A 21,685-nucleotide genomic window follows, 5' to 3' on the forward strand; every position below is an offset into this window, starting at 1 on the left:
AGGGCCAGGATTGACAATTCCTGCTGGGCCAAGTTCCCTCCCGTCCCATGGAGCTGCACCTCACCCTGCAGGGCCGGGGAGACCTCGTCCGGCAGATCCACCGCCAGCTGCGCGACGCCATCCTCGAGGGGCGCCTCGCTCCGGGCGAGCGGCTGCCGCCCACGCGCGAGCTCGCCGCGCGGCTCTCGGTGGCCCGCAACACGGTGGCGGTGGCGTACGAGTGGCTGAGCGCGGAGGGGCTGCTGAGCGGCCGGGCCGGCGCGGGCAGCTTCGTGGAACAGCCGCCCGGGGCTTCGCGCCCAGCGCGGGTGCGCAGCGCAGCGGGCGCGCCGCTCGTTCCGCGCCCGCAGTGGCGCCACCTCGAGGCCCCGCTCGACCGGGGCCCCGCCCCGCCCTACGACTTCGATGCGGGCGTGCCCGACGCGCGCCTTTTTCCCTACGACGCGTGGCGCAGGCACGTGGCCCGGCAGCTGCGCGCCTCGGCGCTGAGGGGCGGTGACGCGGACCCCGCGGGGCTGCCGCGGCTGCGCGCGGCGCTGGCGCATCACGTCGCCCTCGCGCGCGGGGTGCGCGCGGCCGCCGAGGACGTGCTCGTCACCAGCGGGGCGCAGGGGGCGCTGGACCTCATCGGCCGGGTGCTGCTCGAGCCAGGCGCACGCGTGGCGGTGGAGGAGCCAGGCTATCCTCCCGCACGCCGCCTCTTCGAGTCCCTCGGCGCCCGCATCGCGCCCGTGCCGGTGGATGCGCAGGGCCTGCGGGTTGACGCGCTGCCGGAGGACGCGCGGCTCGTCTACGTGACGCCCTCGCACCAGTTCCCGCTGGGCATGCCGCTCTCCCACGCGCGGCGGGTGGCGCTGCTCGCGTGGGCGGAGCGGCGCAACGCGGTGCTCGTGGAGGACGACTACGACAGCGAGTTCCGCTTCGGGGGCCGTCCGCTCGAGAGTCTGCAGGGCGCGGACCGCACCGGTCGCGTGCTCTACGTGGGCTCGCTCTCCAAGGTGATGCTGCCCTCCCTGCGCCTGGGCTTCCTCGTGGCGCCGGCCTCGCTGCAGCCCGCGCTCCGGGCGGCGAGCGCGCTGGGCGTGGGGCACTGCCCCCTCCCCGAGCAGGCCGCGCTGGCGCGCTTCATCGAGGACGGACTGCTCGCACGCCACGTGCGCCGCATGCGCCGCGCCTACGCCGCCCGCCACGCGCGCATCCTCGCGGCACTGCAGGGCGACTTCGGCGAGTGGCTCGAGCCCGTGGCGAGCGAGACGGGGCTGCACCTCACGGCGCACCTGCGCGCAGGGGGCGTGGCGCGGGAGGCGGACATCGTGCGGCGCGCGCTGGAGGCAGGCGTTCGCGTGGGCCGGCTCTCCGCGCTGTGCGCCGCGAAGGTGCCTGCGGCCGGCCTCGTGCTCGGCTACGGCGCCATCGCCCTGCCCCGCCTCGACGAGGGGCTGCGCCGCCTGCGTGCGGCCTGTGCGGCGGCGGCAGTGTCGCGTCACCCGGCGCGTCCCGCGCGAGGCCCGCGTCGCTAAGGCCCGCCACCGAGGGGCGCTGCGCCCGCCAGCCCCTCGACGAGGAAGAGGCGAGAGAGCACCTCGTTGTAGCTGTACGCGTACGAGGTGCCGTCCGCGCTGAGCGAGAGCGTGAGCACCGAGACGAGCCCGGGCCGCTCGAGGCGCGCAGGCAGGGAGAGGTGGGGCGTCAGGGCGCCAGTGCGCAGCTCCACTCGCGACACGCGCACCGGCAGCGAGATGCTGCGCAAATAGAGCGCGGCGCCGCCCGCCTCCCACCCCACCACCGACTGCTCCGCGAAGCGCCCCGGTACGTGCTCCGGCGCTCCGCCGCGCGTCGGGATGAGGCGCAGCCCACCCTCCTCGTCCACTGCCGCGAGCCGCTCCCCATCCGGCGAGAGCACGGCCTCGGGCGCGAAGCCCTCCTCGGTGAGCGGCTGCGCGGGGCCGCCCGCGAGCCCCTGCACCCACCAGCGCGCGGGCCTCCCGGGCGCGCTGCCGCGCAGCAGCAGGCGCTCGCCGTCCGGAAAGAAGCGCGCCCCGAGCAGGACCTGGAGCGGCGCCATCGACAGCTGCCGCGCCGCGCCGGGCCCCGTGGGCAGGAGCGACAGCTGCGCCTCGTCCCCGTAGCGCAGGGTGAGCGCCCAGCGGCCATCCGGGGACAGGGCGTAGGGGATGCCGTCCCCGAGCCGCACCGGCGGCGCGCCGTCGGTGGTGCCCAGGTACGCGCCGTAGCTCGCCCCCTCGCCGGCGCTCATCTCCGTGAAGAGCAGCGTGCGCCCGTCCGGAGAGAGGTACGTAAAGAAGGAGCCGTCGGCGAGCGTCAGCTCGCGCTCCTCGCCCCCGCGGCCGAACACCATCCCGGTGCGCAGCGCCTGGTGGTCCAGGAGCACGGCCCCGCTGCGGGCGATGTCCTGGAGCACCACGCGCCCGGGTACCCGGTCCACCAGCCGCGGCTCGCCACCGGGGCGCACCGCGTAGAGCGCGTAGTCCACGTCCGTGCGCGAGCCGGTGAACCACACCTCGTCGCCTCCGGGAGCCCACGCGAGGCCTCGCACGCTGGCCCAGCCGGCGGAGAGCTCGCGCGGAGGACCCTCGCCCTCGAGCAGCATCACCGCGCCGCGGTCGTCCTTCGCGTTGGGGTGCAGCAGGAAGGCGATGCGCCCGCCGCGGGGGGCCACGCGCGCGTGGCTGATCCACCCCTCGGACTCGAAGCGCACGCGGCCCACGGGGTGCTCCAGGCGGAAGCGCCCGCCCTCGCGGCGCACCACTGCGAGCTGCCCGTCGCCCCAGTCCGCTTCGAGCACCTCTTCGAGCACGGGGCGCGGCGCGCCGCCGGCGAGCGGCACCTGCGCGAGCGTGCCGCTGCCGTGGTCGGCGTCGAAGGTGCGCGGCGAGAGCAGCACCGCGAGCTCCCCCGTGGGCGAGGTCCCGAGCACGTCCGCGCCGAGCCCCAGCGGCTGCGGAATGGGGCGCTCGGTGCGGGCGCTGAAGAGCTGCGCGGGCTTCCCATCCCAGGCCGCGCCGTACACCACCGTGTGGCCGTCCTGGGAGAAGCGCGCCGAGAGCACGTGCCCACGGCGAAAGGTCATCGGCCGGTACTGGGGCCGCTCGGCGGATGCGGCCGCGGGACGCAGCCTCCACGAGAGCAACGCACCCGCTCCGAGCAGCCCGAGAACGCCGAACGCGAGCAGCGCCGGCCGGCGCCACGCCACGGGGGGCCGGGGAAGCCGCAGCCGGCTGCGCGCCGCGTCCGTGCTCCCGCCGTCGCGCAGCGACTCGAGGACGAAGGCGAGATCCTGCGCGGACTGGAAGCGCTGCGAGGGGGCCTTGGCGAGCCCGCGGGCGAGCACCCGCCCCAGCTCCCCCTCGAGCGCCGGAGGCTCGTCGCGCAGCGTGGCGCCGAGCCGCTCACCCGCGCTGCCGCCCGCGAAGGGAGGGCGCCCCGCGCAGGCCTCGTAGAGCACCGCGCACAGGCCGAAGAGGTCCGCGCGGGGGTCCACCGCCTCGCCGCGGATCTGCTCGGGCGCCATGTAGCCGACGGTGCCGAGTACCTCGCCCGAGCGCGTGCCGGGTTCCTCGTCCTCCACGCTCTCCACGAGCTTCGCGAGCCCGAAGTCGAGCAGGCGGCAGCCGCCGTCCTCGCACAGGAAGATGTTCGCGGGCTTGATGTCGCGGTGCACGATGCCGCGCTCGTGCGCCGCGGCGAGCCCTCGCGCGAGCTGTACGCCCAGCTGCAGCGTGGCCTCGCGCGACAGGGCCCCCTGGGCGAGCTGCGCGCGCAGAGTGCGGCCCTCGAGCCACTCGCTCACGAGATACGGCGTGCCCTCGTGCACGCCCACGTCGAAGACGCGCAGCAGGTGCGGATGCGACAGCGCCCCCGCGGCGCGCGCCTCCTGGCGGAAGCGCGCGAGCCGCATCGGCTCCTGCGCGAGGTGCGCGGGCAGCACCTTGAGCGCCACGTCCCTCCCGAGGCGCGGGTCGCGGGCGCGGTACACGTCCCCCATCGCGCCGCTGCCCGCGTGGGCGAGCACCGCGTAGGGGCCCAGCTGCTGCCCGGGCGCGAGGCGGCTGCGCTCGCGCGTGGACGGCGCGCGCAGCCGCCCCTCGGCGTGCCAGGCCCCGGCCACCGCGGCGAGCAGCGCACCGCAGCTGTCGCAGCTCGCCACGTGCGACTCCGTGAGCGAGCGCTCCACCGGCTGCAGCCGGCCCTCCACGAAGGCGAGAATGTTCTCCTCGGTTGGACAGGCCTGCATCGCGTCTGCCGACTGTACGCCCGCGCGCCGTGGGAGTGCGAGCTAGGGCAGCGCCACGCGGTAGGCGCGGAAGGGCAGCGAGGGGCGGCCCGGAGCGCCGAAGAGGTAGCTGAGCTGTCCCTCCAGCACCCACGCGCTGCCCTGGTACACCGCCGCCGCGGTGGGCTCGGTGTAGCCGTTGGCGAGCACCGCCTTCGCGCCCTTGCCGTCCGCGAGGCGCACGAGCGAGGCCTGTCCCGCCGGGTTCTCCACGGCGAGCAGCGTGTGCGTGTCCACGAGCTCGAGCCCGTCCGGCCCGTCGAGCGCGGGCGTCACCGGCACGTCCACCGCGGTGCCCGCGCTGCCGTCCGCCTGGATGGGCACGTGGATGAGCTTGTTCGTCGTGTAGTTCACCACGTAGAGCCCCTGCGCCCCGTCGTACGCGATGCCGGTGAGGCTGAAGTTGCCGGGCTCGACCTCGTAGAGCGCGCTGGTGGACCAGGTCTGCAGCGCGCTGCCACCGAGCGGCAGGCGCACGATGGCGTTCGCGAAGGAGTCGGTGGCGTACACGTTGCCCGCGGGGTCCAGCGCCACGTCGTTGCAGCCGCCGTTGTCCCCCGGCAGCTTGAAGGAGGCCACCTGCATGCCCGTCGCGAGCGAGTAGCCGGTGAGGTAGGCGGGCTGCGCGGGCGCGAGGTTGTCGTCGTAGGTGCAGGCCCAGAGCGTGTTGTGCGCCGCGTCCACCTCCATGCCGTACACGCCGAAGGCGGCCTTGCCCTCGACAAAGGGCACGGCGCCCAGCGCGTGGGGCGGCACCCGCGCGATGGCCCCCGTGCCGACGCTGCCCACGTAGAAGGTGCCGTCGCTCGAGACCGCCATGCCCTCCGGGTAGAAGGTGGCGCCCGGCAGGTGGATGGCAATGCGTCCGTCCGGCGCGGGCGCACCCGCGGGGCCGGCCGCGCCCTGCGGACCCGCCGGGCCCTCGGGACCCGTGGGTCCGGCGGCGCCCGCCTCCCCGTCGCAGGCGATGAGATTGAGGATGAGCAGCAGGGACAGCGCAGAGGGGCTTCGCATCGGTTCTTCTCCCGGTGGTGGGTGGACCGCGGAGCGCCCCCGGCGGGGTGCTCCGTGTCTCTGACACCGGTCCGGAAAAACTTTGCAGCGCGCCCTTCAGTTTCCCCGGCCGAGCAGCTGCGCGAGGCTCAGGTCCAGCTGGCTGAGCACCAGCGCCGCGAGGCTGTCGGCCTCGGAGGGCTCCAGGTCCAGCCGCTCGCGCAGCGCCTGGGTGGTCTGCTCCGCCAGCCGTGCGCGCGCCCTGCCGAGCCAACGCGAGACCGTGGAGAGGTGGACAGCGTAGAGCGCCGCCAGCGCCTCCAGCGAGAGGCCCTCCAGGTGGTAGAGGCGCAGCAGCGCGCGCTCGCGGTCGCTGAGCTCGCCCACGGAGGCCCGCAGGGCCTCGGCGAAGTGCTCCCGGTAGTGCGCCTTGAGGAAGGCGCGCTCGGGGCCCGGCGTCACCCCGGCTTCCTCCAGCGTCGCGCGCCGCTCGCTGGCGTCCGCGCGCTGGGCGCCGCGGCGCAGGTTGAGCGCGATGCGCAGCGCCGCGACGCGCACCCATCCGCCCAGCGCACCGCTGCCGCCGTACTCCGAGATCCGCTTCTCCCCGGTGAAGAGCCGCTCGCGCAGCGCCTGCCGCACCTCGTCCGCAAAGGCCGGCGTGCGGTCCAGATGCGCGACGAAGGCGCCCACCTCGCGCAGGTGGGCGCGCTCGAAGGCGGCGAGCGCGCGTGGGTCGTCCCGCAGGCAGCCCAGGGCGAGATAGAGGTCCTCGGCCGCGACTGCCTCGAGCGCTGCAGCATCGTCCGGCGAGTCGGAGGGAAGGCGCTCGGCGAGGTGCCGCACGAAGTCCACCGGGTCCACCGAAAGCTCGGGCCAGCGCGCCTGGACGCCCGCCACGAGCCGCTCGAGGGCGCGCTCGTGAGAGGCGTCCAGCGCGACGGCCTCCATCGAGGCGCGCGCCGTCCCCCCGGCACGGGCCTGCAGGAAGGCACGGCTCAGCGGCAGGGTCGGCGCGCTCAAGGTGGGCCGAGCCTAGCAGAGGCTCGCGGGCTGCGGCCTCAGCTGCCGGGCGCGCGGCAGACGTCGTCGTAGGTGGTGCGCTCGAGCAGCACGGCGGGCTCCGCGTCCAGGTTCCAGGTCGCGATCTCGAGGGGGCTTCCGGCAGCGTCGTAGCGGTAGCGCACCTCGCTGTGCAGCACGCTCTGCGGCTCGGGTCGGGAGAGCTGGCGGCGCCAGTCGATGAGCACGAGGCGCCCCGCCGCGTCGTAGCTTCGCTCCTCCACCACGGTGCTGCTGGGCCCGGAGCTCTCCCAGTGGCTCTCCTCGCGCAACAGCTCACCGCGGGGGCCGTAGCTGCGGTTTCCGTGGGTGAAGCTGGCCGCGACGTAGTCGGACGTGCTCCAGGCCACCTCGCGTCCCTCGGCGTCACGCGTGGAGCTCGCCTCCGGTCCCCAGCCGTAGTGGGTGTCGAGGGTCACGCTCCCATCCGCCGCGTAGCTCCAGGTGCGGTGCTGATCCGCAGGCAGCTCGAGCGTGCCGTTCTCGTGGCTGCCGGTGAAGTGCTCGGTCATGCGTCCCTGGGCGTCGTAGGTGTAGAGCTCGAGCCTGCCGACGGCACTTCCCTGCTGTGAGGTCTGCTCGCGCAGCAGGTGTCCTGCGGCGTCATAGGTGTACTCCACTGCGCTCAGGCGGCCATCGATGCTCACCTCCACGCGCTTGCGCCGTCCCGCAGCGTCGTAGGTGTAGCGGCGCGTCTCGCCCGGCTCCACCACGCCGTCGCGAGCGAAGGTGGAGGACTCCTCGAGCAGCTGGCCGCTCGCGTCGTAGCGGAGCATCTCGACCTGCTCCGAGCTGTGACCCGCGTGCTCCCACCGCGTGGTCCTGCGCACGAGGTGGCCCGCAGCGTCGTAGGCGAGCTGGATGCGCTGCACCATGTCCACGGCGTTCGACGCGTCACCGACACTGTTCACGGTGGAGCTCACGCGCCCCGCCTCGTCGTAGACGTACTCGGAGCGCTGCCAGCCCGAATCGTTCCACCGCTCCAGCAGCACCCGCCGGCCACAGGCGTCGTAGGCGTACTGCTCGCGGCCATCGCGGTCCGTCTCCTTCGACGTGACGCGGCCGTTCGCGTCGTAGCCGAAGCGGTCGAAGGCAAGGACCTCGCCATGGGCGTCGTACTCCTGTCGCTCGAGCAGGCGCCCCGCGGCGTCGTAGCGGCGCACGGTGCGCCGGAGCTCCGTGCCGTCCGCGTCGAGCCGGGTCTCGGTGCAGGGCAGCGGGTCGGCCACGGCCGGCGTCGCAGCGACGATGGCGTCCCCAAGACACTGCTGCGCCGGCTCCCCCGGAGGTGCAGGCGGCGTCACGGGCTCCGTGGGCGTCACGACCCCGGGCGTACCGGGCGCCGGGACGACGGGCGGCTCGGCCTCGGGACCCCGGGTGCGATCCTCACCACAGCCGAGCCCGCCGAGCGCGAGCACCACTCCGAGTCCCCACCCCAGTCCCCTGCCCATGCCGACCTCCCTCGCCCCCGCCCACCCTGGAGATGACCCGCGAAACCGGCAAGCCCCGGCTTCCGCTTCAGCCCAGCCCCTGCTCACGGAGTGACGGAGCGCCTCAGCGCAGCAGTCCCCTCCACTCCTGCGCGCGCGGCACTCGCGCTGCTGCAGCACCGCTGCGCATGCCCCGGCGCCCTCGCGAACGAGCAGGCAGCCGTGAAGCGCGAGAGAGGGGACTCTCGAAGAGCGTCACGACGCGCGCGATGCCAGGGCGGACTTCGGGTAGGACCCCCTTGGAGGCCGCACCATGCCCTGGACGACACTCGTCGACGTGGACTCGCTTGCCCGTGCCCTGAATGCTCCGCACGAGCGCCCGCTCGCGCTCGTCGATGCCCGCGTGAACCTCAAGGATCGCTCCGCCGGAGCGCGGCTCTTCGCCGAGGGTCACATTCCGGGCGCGGTACGCGTGGAGCTCGAGACGGACCTGTCCGGCCCCCACTTCCCCGGTGCGGGCCGCCATCCGTGGCCCGAGGGTGCGGCCTTCGCGGCCGTGCTCGGGCGCCTGGGCATCACGCCGCGCCATCAGGTGGTGGTCTACGATGATGCGCAGGGCGCGCTCGCCGCGGCGCGGCTGTGGTTCATGCTCCGGGCCTGGGGGCACCCGGCGGTGGCCGTGCTCGATGGCGGATGGTCCGCGTGGACGGCCAGCGGCGGCCCCGTCGAGAAGGGGGAGGCCCGCGTCCAGGACGTGGGCCCCTACTCCGGTGCCTTCGAGCCGGCGCGCCTGCTGCACACCGCCGAGCTCGAGCCCGCGCTGAGGCGCGGCGGGACCTTGATCGACGCGCGCGCCGCCGAGCGCTACCGCGGGGAGACCGAGCCGCTGGATCGCAAGGCCGGCCACATCCCCGGGGCGCTCAACCGTCCCTTCGCGCTCAACCTGGAGTCCGGGCGCTTCAAGCCGGCGGCGGCACTGCGCGCGGAGCTCGAGCTGCTGCTGAAGGGTCGCGCGCCGGAGAGTGTCATCGCCAGCTGCGGATCCGGCGTCACCGCGTGCCACCACCTGCTCGCGATGGAGCACGCGGGCCTGCACGGCGCGCGGCTGTACACCGGCTCGTGGAGCGGCTGGATCGAGGACGACGCACGGCCCATCGCCACCGGCTGAGGCACGCTTCCGCAAATGAAAAGGGCCCGGCGCGAGGTGCGCCGGCCCGTTCTCTACGCAAGGCTGCAGTGCCCCCCGGGCGCTACTTCGCGGCGCTCACGCCGGGGCGCGGCCCGGTGAGGTGCTCCTTGAAGTAGCCCGCCATGCGCTCGTACTCGCGCTGGATGACCACGGGGTCCGGCACCATGTGGGTGAGGCCCGCGAGCGGCAGGAAGTCATAGGGCTTGCCGGCCTTGAACAGCGCGTCCGCGAGCTTGAGCGAGTGGAAGAAGTACACGTTGTCGTCCGCGGTGCCGTGGATGAGCAGCAGCGGGCGCTCGAGCTTGTTCGCGTACGTGAGCAGGCTGCTCTTCTCGTAGGCCTCGGGGTGGGCCTCGGGGGTGCCGAGGTAGCGCTCGGTGTAGTGCGTGTCGTAGTCGCGCCAGTCCACCACCGGCGCACCCGCCACGCCCGCCTTGAACACGTCCCCGCGGCTCAGCGTCGCGAGCGCCGCCATGTAGCCGCCGAAGCTCCAGCCGTTGATGCCCACGCGGTCGAGGTCCACCTCGGGCATCACGGCGGCGAGCGAGCGCAGCGCATCGACCTGGTCCGCCACGGTGGTGGTGGCGAAGTCGTACTTCACCACCCGCTCCCACGCGGCATCGCGGCCCGGCGTGCCGCGCCCGTCGAACTTCACGACGAGGAAGCCCTGGTCCGCGAGCCACTGGTTGATGAGGTTCTCCCCCATGGTGTGCCGCACCACGGTCGTCGTGGGGCCGCCATACACGTAGACGATGACCGGCAGCTTCTGGCCGGGCTTGAAGTCACGCGGGCGGATGATCTGCGCCTGGTAGTGGCGCTGGCCCACCTCGCGCACCTCGCTGCTCACCTTGAGCGTGGGCTCCTTCGCCACGCTGGGCAGCTGGCCCACGCGGGTGCCGTCCGCGCGCAGCACCCAGGTCTGCGGCATCTGCGTGTCGCTCTGGGTGTTGAGCACGACGAGGTTGCCCGCCTTGGACACGCTGCCCATCTCGTACGCGGGCTCCTTCGTGCCGGTGTTCACGCGCTCAGGAGCGCCGCCTGCGCGCACGCGCCACAGGTAGCTCTGCGTGGGGTTCGCGCCGCCGTTGAAGTAGAGCGTGTCCGTGGCGTCCACGTAGCGCGCGAGGCTGCGGAAGCCCGCCTGCGGCTTGACCACGCTGCCCTTGAGGCTGCCGTCCGCGCCGCGCAGCTCCACCTCGGTGCCGCCGTTGCGCTCGGTGTACCAGAAGAAGCCGGAGCCATCCTCCTTCCACAGCGGGAAGTCCTGGTCCAGGTTGAGCCAGGCCTTGTCCTTCTCGGTGAGCAGCACGCGCGTCTTGCCGGTGGCCACGTCCGCGGCGAGCAGCACCTGCTCGGTCTGCTCGCGGTTCTGCACCAGCAGCGTGAGGGGGCCCTTCTTCGGCCACACCACCGTGGCGAGGTACGGGTAGGCCTTCTGGTCCCACGCCACCCAGGTCGTCTTGCCACCGGCCGCCGGCGTCACGCCCAGGCGCACCACGGCGTTGGGGCGGCCCGCGCGCGGGTAGTGGAAGCTGTCGCCGCCCTTCTCCGGGTGCATGGGGTCCACGATGGTGAACTGCTCCACCGGCGCGTTGTCGGCCTCGGCGTAGGCGACGAACTTGCCGTCCGGGCTCCACCAGTAGCCGGAGAAGCGGCTCATCTCCTCCTGGGCCACGAACTCGGCGAGCCCGTGCGTCTTGGTCTCGGTGCCGCCGCGGGTGACGGGCTGCTCCACGTTGCGCGCGAGCTCGATGCGCTGCAGGTCGTGGTTGCGCACGTAGGCCACCTGGCGGCCGTCCGGGCTGAACTTGGGGTCGATGACGGCGCCCTCGCCCGTCTTGAGCGCGGTGACCTTGCCGCTCGCGCGCTCCACCACGTAGAGCTTGCCGCTGAGCGTGACGAGGATGCGCTCGCCGTCCTCGGAGAGGCCGTAGGCGGTGAAGCCGCGCGCGCTGATGCGCATGCGCTCGAGCCGCGCCTTCTCCTCCACGGAGAGCTCCGCCTGCGCGCCCTTGAGCAGCGTGTCCGGGTTGAGCAGCTCCTTCGCCTGGCCGCTCGCCACGTCGAAGGCGAACAGCGTCTGCACGGGGCTGGTGGCCTGGCCGCGCAGGAAGAGCACGGTCTTCTCGTCCGGGGTGGCCTTGGCGCCCACCGGGCGGCCACTCATGTAGCGGCGGGTCTCGGCGAACTCGCGGAGGAAGGCGTTGTCCTGGGGGCTGTTCATGGCGGCGGCGGGGGCAGCAGGCTTCTGCTGGGCGAGGGCGACCGGGCCGGTGAGGACCGCGAGCGCGAGGAGGAGTCGACGCATGCTGGGAGAGCTCCTGGTGCAGAGGGGGGCGTGGCGCGCCGGAGCCTAGCGTTCCGGGCGCCGCGGGCACTTGGGAAGATGCTCCCCGCGTGCCAGGGTGGCAGGGGTGAACACCTCGTCCGACCCCCTATTCCACCTGCGGCTCGCCGGCGTCATCCGCCTGCAGCTGGGTGGAGGCACCGGGCGCCCGGGCCCCCGGGACGCCTACGTCTTCGACCCGCACCGCCTCGCCCTGCCCTCCTGGGCCTGCGCGCTCGCGGACGGTCCTCCCGCCCTGCTCGTCACCCTGGACCGCCACCACGACCTGGTGGTGCCCGCGCACCCCGAGCGCGTGCCCGACCGCAGCGCGGGGCTGCAGGCGCTGGACGAGCACGCGCGCTGGGGCCTGGACGTGCGCAACTACGATCACGTGCTCGCCGCGATGGAGGCGGGGCTGGTGACGGACGCGCTGGTGCTCGCCCGCGGAAAGCCGCGCGGCACCTTCGAGGGCAGCCTCTACACGGACACGCGCGGGCGACCGCACCGCCTGCTCACCCTGCCCACCGTGGACCGCGCCGCGGAGGCCTTCTCGCTCGGCGAGCCGGTGCGCGCGCTGCTCGAGGACGCGCCGCGCGTGCTCCTGGACGTGGACCTGGACTGCTTCACCAGCCTCTCGGACGCGGACCCCACCACCGTGCTGCCCTGGCCGCGCGCCGTGGTACGCCAGTTCCTCCTGCCCGAGGGCTCCGGCCCCTTCTGGGACGCGGTGCTCGCGCGCTGCGTCGCCCTCACGCTCGCGCGCGAGCCGCACCACTGCGGCGGCCTGCTCGCCTCGCAGGCGCTCTTCGCGGACGTCGCAGAGGTGCTGTTTCGCGAGCTGCTCGGTGTCGAGCCTCCCTAGCACCCGCCTGGCTGCTCGCCCGCCCTGCTCCCCGGTACCCCGGAGCTCTGGAGCACGCTAGGCTGCGCCCCCGTGTGACGCGCCGCCCCTCCCCCGGGGGAGCCGGCGCGCCTTCGAGCCCTAGAAGGACCGTTCTTGATGAAGCTCCGGTTGACGAAGCCCCTCTCCCTGCTCGGCCTCCTCACTCTCGCCAGCTGCTCGCACTCCGCCAGCAACGGCCCCCTGTACGCCGGCGCGCCGGAGAAGCGGGAGGCAGAGCACCTCTACGCCTACTCCGTGGACGAGGCGCTGGAGGCCACGCGCGGCCTGCTCAAGGACCTGGGCTACTACGCGATGCCCTACCGTAGCTCCACCACCGAGCTGATCACCGCGTGGCGCTTCAACGGCCGCAGCGTCTCCTCGAGCTTCAACTCCACCACCGAGCAGGCCTACTACGTCCAGGCCAAGGCGCTGGGGCCCCGCCTCTCCGTGGTGCGCATCTTCCGCATCGTCAACACCGCCGAGGGCAACGCCCCCACCACGGTGGCCGACAGCACGGTGGACCTGGAGGGCCTCCCCTCGATGCTGCCCGGCGCGGGGCGCACCTCGCCGGACGGCCAGGAGCAGACGGAGCAGGAGCTGAACCAGGACCTCGCCACCTCCTCGGCGCGCGAGCGCAACTGGGCCACGGGTGACCGCAACGCGCTCGAGTACGACTCGCGCCTGAGCGGCCAGCACCGCATGCCCAGCCAGGACGACCTGCGCGGGCGCAACGACCGCGGCGTGCGCGACGCCTCGGTGGAGCGGCTGCTGGTGCAGAAGCTCGAGCAGTTCGCCTCGCTCGAGTTCACCGGCGGCGCCTACGACCCGCCCGAGCCCAAGGGCACCCCCGAGAGCCCTCCGCTCACCCGCGAGTGGGAGCAGGAGTTCGGCGGCACGCCCTTCAGCGCGGGCGGCCCCTGCGGCACGCCGGTGCAGGGCGCCGAGGCGCTCGCCACCCCCGGCAGCGCGCTGCTCGTGGGCGAGCAGGTGGGAACGCGCGAGGTGCCCGCCGCGCTGGGCAACCTCGCCTGCCAGCTCGCGCGCGCCGGCCGCCCCGTGCTGCTCTCGCTCCCCATGCCCCGCGACGAGCAGCAGGGCCTGGACGCGTACATGGCCAGCGCCGGCACCCGCGCGGACCAGGACTCGCTGCTCGCCGGCAACTTCTGGCGCCTCACCCCGCGCGACGGCCGCAGCAGCCGGGCGCTCGCGGTGCTGCTCGAGCGCGTGCGCCGCTGGCGCGCCGAGGGGCTCGCCATCACCCCCGTCGCCTACGACGTGAAGGACCTCAAGGGCGACGCGCGCGAGGAGGCCATGGCCCAGCTGATGGCCGAGCGCCTCAAGGCGCACCCGGACGCGGTGCTGCTCGCCAGCGGCGGCAACTACCACATGCGCGTGCAGGACGGCGCGCCGTGGAGCCGCCGCTTCCAGCCCACCGGCTCTCGCCTCGCCAAGGCGGGCCTCGCGGTGAAGAGCCTGGACGTGGCCTTCAGCCGCGGCACCCGCTGGGCCTGCGCGAACAACACCGCCCGCGGCCCCGACTGCCGCATCTACGCGGCGAGCCCCAGCGAGGCGAGCTACTCCGCGCCCACCACGCCGCTCTCCGTGACCCTCTTCCCGCAGCGCTCGCCCGAGGGCTTCGACGGCCTGCTGCACGTGGGCCGCATCACCACCGCGCTGCCCGCGCTCGCCCCGCGCGACGCCTTCTCCGACCCCGCCACGACCGCGAGCAGCAAGAGCCCCGCGGGCACGGACGCCCCCGTGACGCATCCCGAGGCCGGCTCAGCGCAGGGGCGCGTCCAGAAACGAGGGGCGAATCTCGGTAATCTGCTCCGCCCCACCCTGAATCCGTCCGGTGAAGGGGGGACGCGCCCCGTTCAGGACGTACCCCAGGTCGAACCGGAACGGAGCGATGTTGAACTGGGGAAAGAGCAGCCGTAGCCCCACGCCCACGCTGTGCACCGGCGCGGGGGTGGTGTCGAAGGCGCTGCCCGCGTCCCAGAAGAGCACCCCGCCCGCGTGCACCGTGCGCACCACCACGGGCCGCGTGCGGTACTCCAGGTTGAGCAGCGCCACGCGCCTTCCCGCGTAGGCGTCCACCAGGGCGCCGCGCAGGCCGTTGCCGCCGCCCAGCAGGCTCACGCGCTGCTGCAGGTCGTCCACGTTGACGTCCAGCAGCGCGCGCGCCACGAAGCGCCCGCCCAGCACCTTGGGCGAGGCCTGCCAGGCCTCCACCGCCCAGCGCCCGTTCGTCCACCCCGCGTCGCCTCCCGGCTCCGGCTGGCCCTCGCGAAAGGAGCGGCGCACCGCGCCTGCCACGGTGAGCGAGGAGAGCCCGTCGCCCACCTGCACTCGGTAGCGCAGGCTCGCCCCCAGCTCCACGTAGTGCGTGGCCGTGGGCCCCCCGCCCAGCACGGGCGGTGCGTAGCGCGCCGTCACCAGTGCCGAGTGGCCGAGCTGGAAGTCCTCGGACAGCGCGTAGGTGTCCACGTCCCTGAGGGTGACGTAGCGGGCCTCGTAGGAGCGCACCGAGCCGGTGAGGTACACCGCGTCCTCGCTGCGCGGCAGGTAGTGCACGCGGAAGTAGTCCGCGCGGGGCCCGTCCAGCCCTGCGTCCGGCGGGGGCAGGTAGCGGCCGTAGTAGCCGCCCACCCCGGCGCCCACGTCCGTCTTCAGCCGCTCGCCGTAGGAGGAGACGTGCAGCACGCGCGCCTCCACCTCGCGCGTGTCATAGGCGTAGGGGATGGGCTCTCCCTCAGGGTAGGGCAGCTGCCAGAGGCCCGCGCCGCGGAAGATGCGCGAGCGCAGGAAGCGCCAGCTCACATCCGCCTGGAAGCCGCGCGTGACGAGCACCGAGTACAGCGGGCGCGAGAGCGACACCGAGCCGCGGCTGCCCTCGAGCGCCTGCGTGTGCCGGTCGAAGACCAGCAGCGCCTGCTCGCGCAGCTGTAGCCGGCTGCCGAAGAGGCGCCGGTCCACGTAGGTCTGCCCCAGGCTGAGCGAGCCCTGGGTGAGGATGAAGTCCGCCGCGACGCTCTTGTTCAGCCCGAGGAAGTTCAGCTCCGTGGGCTGCAGCTGCAGCAACTGCACGAGCGAGCCCACCACGCTGAAGGTGCTGTTGAGGCGCAGGCTCCACAGGTCCTTGGTGACGATGAGCAGCGCCACCCCGCCGGGGCTGCGCCCGCGCACCGCCACCGCGCGCACCACCGCGAAGGCGCGCAAGCCGCGCAGGTTGCGCACGCTCTCCTCCACCCGTGCGTCGCTCCACGGTGCGCCCACCTCCAGCAGCACCTCGCGCCGGATGACGTGCTCGCGGGTGCGCCAGTGGAAGGCGTTGAGGAAGTTCGGGTAGGGGTCCGACTGCGCCACCACGTCCTCGGCGGAGACGAGCACCTCCTCCAGCCGCTTGCCCTCGGGCGAGGGCTCGAGCTCGCGCCCGTGCTGCGCGAGCCCCCAGGCCACGAGCGCGTCCTCGTAGCCCTTGCCCCGCGGGGCCTCCGCGGCCTCGGCCTCGCCGGGCGCCTGCGCCGGGGCGGGGGGCGCGGCGGCGAGCAACGCGAGGAGCAGGAGGGCGGACACGGGGGCGGCATCCTCGCACCGCCCTGCCCGCCCCCCAAGCCCGCTACCTCACCTGCAGCGGCCCCTCGTAGGCCACCTTGCCGGCAACCTTCGAGGAGGTGCTCTTCGCCCCCTCGCGGGTGACGACCTTCAGCGTGTACTGCCCCGGCTCGAGGCGCACCGCGGCGCGCACCGTGGAGCTGCACAGGCAGCGGCAGCTCTCCCCGGAGAGCGTCTCGGTGAGGGTGAGGGTGCGCCCCTCGATCGCCGAGCTCACGCGGCCCTGCAGGCAGCAGCCGTGGGTGAGCTGGTGCGTGACGAGCGCGCCGGTGCCCAGCGCGCTCACCTGCACCGCGGGCTCCGCGGCGCCCCTGCGCGTGGGAGCAGCCGCGGGCGGCGGGAAGCGGCTGCCGGCCTCCGCCGAGGCCGTGGGCTCGGCGAGGCAGCCGGCGAAGGCCACGTTCGCCTTGCCCACGGTGGAGGGGGGCAGCAGCACCCCGGCGAACGCACCGGCCGGCACCTGCGGCAGGTGCGGCGCGGAGGCGCCGTGCGGGGCCGCCGCCTCGGGACGAGCCGTGGGAGCCTCGCCTTCCGGGCGCGGCGCGCCGGCTTCCAGCCCGGCCAGCTCGGCGCTCGAGGGCGGCGTGCCCCCGTCCGCGAGCGTGCGGGTGAGCGCAGGCGCAGGCGCGCCCGAGCCGCCCTCGCTGCTCGAGGCGTCGCGCGCGTCGGTGTGCTGACGGGTGCCGCAGGCGCCCAGCAGCAGCGCGAGCGAGGCAACAAGAGAGGCGACGGACGTGCGCGCGCTCACGGGACCACCCGGCTGTCGTAGACGCTGTCGCCCTCGCCGGCGTAGTTCTCGGCCGTCACCACGCCGAAGGCCGTGTTGCCGCTGGGCAGCTTCGAGCTGAAGTCCAGGGCGATGGCCTGGGTCGCGTCGAACGCGTCGCCCGAGGGTGCGAAGTCGACCGCGCCCGTGGTGGTGTCCAGCACCTGCACCAGGGGCTGCAGGGTGGAGCCCCCGGGGGCGTGCAGCTCACCGTAGCCGCCCTCGCTCTGCAGGTAGAAGGTGTCCTGCAGGCCGCCCGTCCCGCTCGCGGGCACCACGACGACGCGCAGCGCGAACTGCTGCGGCGCGCTGCTGCTCTCCTGGTAGACGAAGGGGAAGGTGAGCACGAACTCGCTCTGCGTCATGGACACGCTCATGTACACGAAGCCGCTCGCGGCGGTGGTGCCGCCGGCCGCGCGGCCCGAGAGGCGCGCGTAGGTCAGGTCCCAGACCTGCCCCACCGCTCCGGGCGCGGGGTTGGAGACCACCTGCGCGGGCTGGTCGCCGAGCACCACCAGCTGGTCCCCGCTCTGGAAGCCGAAGTACATCGTCGCGCGGGTGATGGCGTTGAACGAGGCGCTGTCCTTCAGCGTGCCGAGCACCGTGAGCCCGTCCGCGTCCATCGCGCTCTGCACGCCCGCGAAGGCGGGCACCGCGGCGGTGCTCGCGCCGCCCTGGTGGTAGGCCGCGAGGAAGTCGCGCCACGCGGGCGCGTCCGTGAGGGTGTTGTAGCTCGCGTCGAAGTACGCGGCGGACCTGGGGAAGTACACCGAAAGGCCCGTGGAGGCAGCCGTCACCGAGCCCGCGGTGTGGGCCTTGACCGCCTTGGCGAGCGCGGCCTGCACCGCGCTGCTCGCCTGGGCGAAGCGGCTGTCGCCCCCTTCCGCCGCGAGCTTCGCGGCGAAGTCGCCGAGGTCCACCATGTTGAGCGACTGGCGCGGGTCCGGCATCTCGCCGAACGCGAGCGCCTTCTCGCGCGCGCGGCCGAAGGCGGTGGCGTTGCTGCTGCCGTAGAGCTTGGCGAGCCCGTCCACCGCGGCCTTCAGGTCATCCAGCGCGTAGAGGTCCGTCACCGCGAGCGTCACGCTCTTGTCCGTCTTCATCTCCACGGCCTGCGCCTTGAAGCCGGTGACCAGCGCCTGGGCGAGCTCCAGCGGGCCCGCTTTGGGGTTGTCCTTCACCACCGAGAGCTTGCGCCAGTCCCAGCCGTGCCCCGGCTCCAGCTCCTCGGAGGCCACCAGGTACTCGCCGTAGGGGCGCAGGCCGAGCGCCACCTCGTAGGTGGACATGAGGCAGGCGTCGAAGCCGATGAGCGAGAACTGCTTCAGGTTCGCCGCCGCCATGCCGTCCTTCAGCCCGCGCTGCAGCTCCGCGATGCTGAGCACGTCCATCTGGCTCGTGGACTCGTCGCCGCCGAAGCCCGGCCACGAGCCGCCGTGGTCCCAGAACACGAGGGCGTAGCGGTCCGCGGGGTAGGCCTTCACGCCCCAGCGGATGAAGTCGCTGAGCGTGTCCGCACTGCCCATGTTCAGCTCGCCCAGGTCCGAGAGCTCCTGGATGGCGCCCGGCTTCACCAGGATGCGCTTGGTGCTGGTCCAGTTGGGGAGCGTGCCCCAGCCGCTCTCGTCGTAGCCCTCGGCGCGGTCGATCTGCACCGCGATCTTCACCTTGTCGCTGCTGCCCACCTGGGCCATCTCCGCGAGGTCGTCGAACGCGAAGGGCTCCAGGTTGTTGTCGCCCACCATGTAGACGAGCACGGTCCAGCTCTCGCCCGTGGTGGGGTGCGTCTTGCCGCCGCCGACGACGACCGGCCCGCCTCCCCCCGTGTCCGGGTTGTCGGTGCCCTTGTCGTCGCCCGAGCAGCCCGCGAGCGCGCCCAGCAGCGCCAGCGCGAGCGCCGCCCGGCGCCATCCGAATCCCTGCAGTGCCATGTGCTCCCCCCTCGAAACGGCGAGCCCCGTCTAACGCGCGGGCCCCGCAAGTCGCGCAAAATCAGCGACGGGAGCATCCTGCGTCAAGAGCCGTGACGGGGGCGTGACCGCAGGGGCCGCTTCAGGCCGTGCGCAGCTCTCCCTCGCGCGGAGGCGGGAGGCGCTCGCCGCGCGCGATGGCGCCCACGATGCGCGCGAGCTGCTCCACCCCGTCGCTCAGCGCCGCGGGGCCCGGCTGCAGGATGAGGCTGCTCTTCACCTCGTAGAGCTGGTCGTCCTTCACCGCCTGGACCTCGGCCCAGCCGGGGCGCTGGCGGATCTTCTCGCGCTTCGCCTTGCGCCCGCACCAGCTCGCGATGACGCCCTCGGGGTTGCGCCGCGCCACCTCCTCGGGCGCGTAGATGCGGCCCTTCGCGCCCTGCTGGCTGCGCGTCTCGGCGCACACGTCCTCGCCGCCCACCAGCTCCACCAGCTCCGAGCACCAGCGGATGCCGGAGATGAGCGGCTCGTGCCACTCCTCGAAGAAGATGCGCGGGCGGCGCGGCAGCGCCCGGGCCGCCTCCGCATGGCGGCGCAGGTTGCCCTCGAGCTCCTGCGCGAGCTGCTCGCTGCGCTCCGGCAGCCCCACCAGCGCGCCCACCACCCGCACGGTCTGGAGGATCTGCGCGAGCGAGCGCTGGTTGAAGAGGTAGACGGGCACCCCGCGCTTGGCCAGCTCGCGGCCCAGGTCCGCCTGCAGGTCGCTGAAGCCCAGCACCAGGTCGGGCGCCAGCTCGAGGATGCGCTCGAAGTTCGCATCCAGGAAGGAGCTCACCCGCGGCTTCTTGCGCGCCTCGGGCGGGCGCACCGTGAAGCCGCTCACCCCCACCACCCGGTCCTCCGCCCCGATGCGGTAGAGGATCTCGGTGGTCTCCTCGGTCATGCAGACGATGCGCTGGGGGTAGCGCGGTGCGGAGGAGAGCAGCTGCTCGAGGCGGGCGTCCATGCCCGCCCCTATGCCAGACCCGGGGCCGCTAGAACACCACGCCGGGGCACGCCGAGGCGCACTTCGCGCCCACCTCGTTGCAGGCGTTGTCCTCGTCGTTGATGCACTTGGCGCAGTCCTTCGCGTCGCACGACTCGTCGCAGCTGAAGCCGGAGGAGGACAGGTTGCACTCCTGCAGCCGCACGCAGGCGTCCTTGCAGCTGTCGTTGTCCCCCGAGCAGCCCGCGAGCGCCGCTCCCAGCACCACCACTGCCATCAGACGCTTCATCACGTTGCTTCTCCTTGGAAAGCCCTGCCCCAGAGGTAGTGCGTGTGCGCCTGCGCGCACAGCGCTGCATCGGCCAGATGTTATGAGGTGCATGCTCCCGGGGGTAAGCTGCGCGCTCTGCCCCACGCACGTGTGCGCACCCGCCCCGACGCGGACGCACCGGACGGAGGTACAGGCGCATCCGGGGGGGCTTTCCGGCGCGTACCGTTGTGGTGGTAGATTTCAATTATTCGCGCGTGGACACTTTGGGTGGGGCCCACTGCGCGCCGGGGACTTCCAGATGATCGAGCGCAACACCATTCCCAAACTCGCTCCGACCGAGGTGGGTGACCCGTTGATCGGGCGCGTGCTCAACGACCGCTTCCGCATCATCGAGGTGCTGGGCTCGGGCGGCATGGGGCGCGTGTACAAGGCGATGCAGGCGCCGCTCGACCGCCTCGTGGCGCTCAAGGTGCTCAACGCGAGCTACGCGGGCAGCACGGACCCGGGCTTCCAGAAGCGCTTCTTCCTCGAGGCCAGCGTCACCAGCAAGCTGCGCCACCCGAACACCATCACCGTCATCGACTACGGCAAGACGGACGACGGCATCTTCTTCATCGCGATGGAGTACCTCGAGGGCAAGACGCTCGCGCAGGTGCTCACCCAGCTGGGGCCGCAGCCCTGGGGCCGGGCGCTGTCCATCGGCATGCAGATCGCGCGCTCGCTGCGCGAGGCGCACAAGGTCGGCCTCATCCACCGCGACCTCAAGCCCGCCAACGTGATGGTGATCAACCAGGAGGAGGCGGACACGGACCTGATCAAGGTCCTCGACTTCGGCCTGGTGAAGAGCTTCACGCCGGACGCGGCGGTGAAGACCCCGAGCGACACCGAGCTCACGCAGAACGGCGTCATCCTGGGCTCCCCGCAGTACATGGCGCCCGAGCAGGCGCGCAACATCTCGGACCCGCGCTCGGACGTGTACAGCCTGGGCGTGCTGCTCTACCAGACGCTCACCGGCCGCCCGCCCTTCCAGGCCGCGCAGAGCATCGACGTCATCATCAAGCACCTCAACGAGCCGCCCCCGCCCTTCAGCAGCGTGTGGCCCAACCACGCCATCCCCCAGGAGGTGGAGGCGCTGGTGATGAAGTGCCTGGAGAAGCGGCCCGACCAGCGCTTCCAGTCCATGGAGGAGGTGCTCGAGGGGATGAAGCGCGCGAGCACCAGCGCGGGGATGAGCGGCGCCTTCAACACCAGCCCGCAGATGATAGGCAGCGGCCCCCTGCAGGTGAACACGGGCGCCCTGCGCGTGAGCTCCACCGCGGCGTCGCGCCTGAGCCAGACCGGTGCGCAGCGCCTGCAGCAGGCGGCGGCCGCTGCGCAGGGCGGCACCGGCGCGCACACGCTCGCGCTGGACGTGTCGCTCGACGACGAGGCCCCCAAGCGCAAGCTGCTGCCGCTCGCGCTCTTCGGCGGCGCGGCCCTGCTGGGCGTGGGCGCGGCCGCCCTCTTCTTCCTGCGCTCGCCGGCCCCTGCGCCCGCGGCGCCTGCGCCGGTGGCCCAGGCGGCTGCCGCGCCCGCGACGCAGCCCGCCGCCCCCGCGCCGCAGCAGCCGGCGGTGGCCGCCGCGGCGCAGCCCGCGTCCACCGAGCCCGTGCAGCCCGCGAAGCCGGTGAAGCCTGAGGTGGTGCCGGTGCGCTTCCTGGTCGCGAGCGAGCCCTCGGGCGCGCGCGTCCTCTACCGCGGCCGCAGCCTGGGCGAGACGCCCGTGCAGCTCGAGGTGGAGCCGGGCGCGCGCGGCCGCGCCGAGGCGGAGCTCACCTTCGTGCTCTCCGGCTACGAGCGCACCGTGGCCACCGCCGAGGGGCGCGGCCCCGAGGTGCGCTTCACGCAGAAGCTGAAGAAGAAAAATGAGGCGAAGCCGAAGCCCGGCTCGCCTGGTTACAAGGACGACCCGTACCAGTGAA

At 73.5% G+C, this 21,685-nt stretch carries 14 protein-coding genes; 4 read left to right on the forward strand and 10 right to left on the reverse strand.

Annotated features, from left to right (window positions below; all coding sequences use genetic code 11):
* Positions 1-47 precede the first annotated feature (47 nt).
* Positions 48-1,520, forward strand: a complete 1,473-nt coding sequence (locus FGE12_RS07275) for a PLP-dependent aminotransferase family protein (protein WP_153865669.1) — start codon at positions 48-50, stop codon at positions 1,518-1,520.
* Here the strand turns inward: FGE12_RS07275 and FGE12_RS07280 are convergent.
* The 4 genes from FGE12_RS07280 to FGE12_RS07295 all read right to left on the reverse strand — a co-directional run bounded on the left by FGE12_RS07280 (position 1,517) and on the right by FGE12_RS07295 (position 7,800).
* Positions 1,517-4,255: a serine/threonine-protein kinase gene (locus FGE12_RS07280; protein WP_153865670.1), complete on the reverse strand. Its 2,739-nt coding sequence runs from the start codon at positions 4,253-4,255 to the stop codon at positions 1,517-1,519. The two genes, FGE12_RS07275 and FGE12_RS07280, sit on opposite strands and share 4 nt — an antisense overlap.
* Before the next feature lie 42 nt (positions 4,256-4,297).
* Positions 4,298-5,308, reverse strand: coding sequence for a hypothetical protein (locus tag FGE12_RS07285; protein WP_153865671.1), 1,011 nt, complete (start codon positions 5,306-5,308; stop codon positions 4,298-4,300).
* A 96-nt stretch (positions 5,309-5,404) separates the two neighbouring features.
* Positions 5,405-6,310, reverse strand: a complete 906-nt coding sequence (locus tag FGE12_RS07290) for a sigma-70 family RNA polymerase sigma factor (RefSeq protein ID WP_153865672.1) — start codon at positions 6,308-6,310, stop codon at positions 5,405-5,407.
* Between the two features lie 38 nt (positions 6,311-6,348).
* Complete coding sequence (locus FGE12_RS07295; protein ID WP_153865673.1) at positions 6,349-7,800, reverse strand: RHS repeat domain-containing protein; 1,452 nt, start codon at positions 7,798-7,800, stop codon at positions 6,349-6,351.
* 292 nt (positions 7,801-8,092) lie between these two features.
* On the opposite strand from FGE12_RS07295, the gene FGE12_RS07300 reads away from it, so the two are divergent.
* Positions 8,093-8,947: a sulfurtransferase gene (locus FGE12_RS07300; protein ID WP_153865674.1), complete on the forward strand. Its 855-nt coding sequence runs from the start codon at positions 8,093-8,095 to the stop codon at positions 8,945-8,947.
* A gap of 82 nt (positions 8,948-9,029) precedes the next feature.
* On the opposite strand, the gene FGE12_RS07305 is transcribed toward FGE12_RS07300, so the two are convergent.
* Positions 9,030-11,276: a S9 family peptidase gene (locus tag FGE12_RS07305; protein WP_153865675.1), complete on the reverse strand. Its 2,247-nt coding sequence runs from the start codon at positions 11,274-11,276 to the stop codon at positions 9,030-9,032.
* A 106-nt stretch (positions 11,277-11,382) separates the two neighbouring features.
* Between FGE12_RS07305 and FGE12_RS07310 the strand changes: the two genes are divergently transcribed.
* Positions 11,383-12,156 (forward strand): UPF0489 family protein, encoded by a 774-nt coding sequence (locus FGE12_RS07310; RefSeq protein ID WP_194797677.1) that lies wholly within the window; start codon positions 11,383-11,385, stop codon positions 12,154-12,156.
* Positions 12,157-13,956: 1,800 nt separating this feature from the next.
* Here the strand turns inward: FGE12_RS07310 and FGE12_RS07315 are convergent.
* From FGE12_RS07315 to FGE12_RS07335, 5 genes are all read right to left on the reverse strand, one after another.
* The gene (locus FGE12_RS07315) at positions 13,957-15,753 is read right to left on the reverse strand and encodes a BamA/TamA family outer membrane protein (protein WP_194797678.1); all 1,797 of its coding nucleotides are present in this window, start codon (positions 15,751-15,753) and stop codon (positions 13,957-13,959) included.
* Positions 15,754-15,796: 43 nt separating this feature from the next.
* The gene (locus FGE12_RS07320) at positions 15,797-16,540 is read right to left on the reverse strand and encodes a hypothetical protein (protein ID WP_153865677.1); all 744 of its coding nucleotides are present in this window, start codon (positions 16,538-16,540) and stop codon (positions 15,797-15,799) included.
* Positions 16,537-18,489 (reverse strand): clostripain-related cysteine peptidase, encoded by a 1,953-nt coding sequence (locus tag FGE12_RS07325; RefSeq protein WP_153865678.1) that lies wholly within the window; start codon positions 18,487-18,489, stop codon positions 16,537-16,539. The genes FGE12_RS07320 and FGE12_RS07325 overlap by 4 nt, the downstream gene beginning before the upstream one ends.
* Before the next feature lie 121 nt (positions 18,490-18,610).
* Positions 18,611-19,474: a cobalamin-binding protein gene (locus FGE12_RS07330; protein ID WP_153865679.1), complete on the reverse strand. Its 864-nt coding sequence runs from the start codon at positions 19,472-19,474 to the stop codon at positions 18,611-18,613.
* 28 nt (positions 19,475-19,502) lie between these two features.
* Positions 19,503-19,745 carry a hypothetical protein gene (locus FGE12_RS07335; RefSeq protein ID WP_194797679.1) on the reverse strand — a complete coding sequence of 81 codons (243 nt, stop codon included), beginning with the start codon at positions 19,743-19,745 and terminating at the stop codon, positions 19,503-19,505.
* A 277-nt stretch (positions 19,746-20,022) separates the two neighbouring features.
* Here FGE12_RS07335 and FGE12_RS07340 point away from each other — a divergent pair, with 277 nt between their 5' ends.
* Positions 20,023-21,684 (forward strand): serine/threonine-protein kinase, encoded by a 1,662-nt coding sequence (locus FGE12_RS07340; protein WP_153865681.1) that lies wholly within the window; start codon positions 20,023-20,025, stop codon positions 21,682-21,684.
* Position 21,685 lies beyond the last annotated feature (1 nt).

Source organism: Aggregicoccus sp. 17bor-14 (genome assembly GCF_009659535.1).
Classification (GTDB): Bacteria; Myxococcota; Myxococcia; order Myxococcales; family Myxococcaceae; genus Aggregicoccus.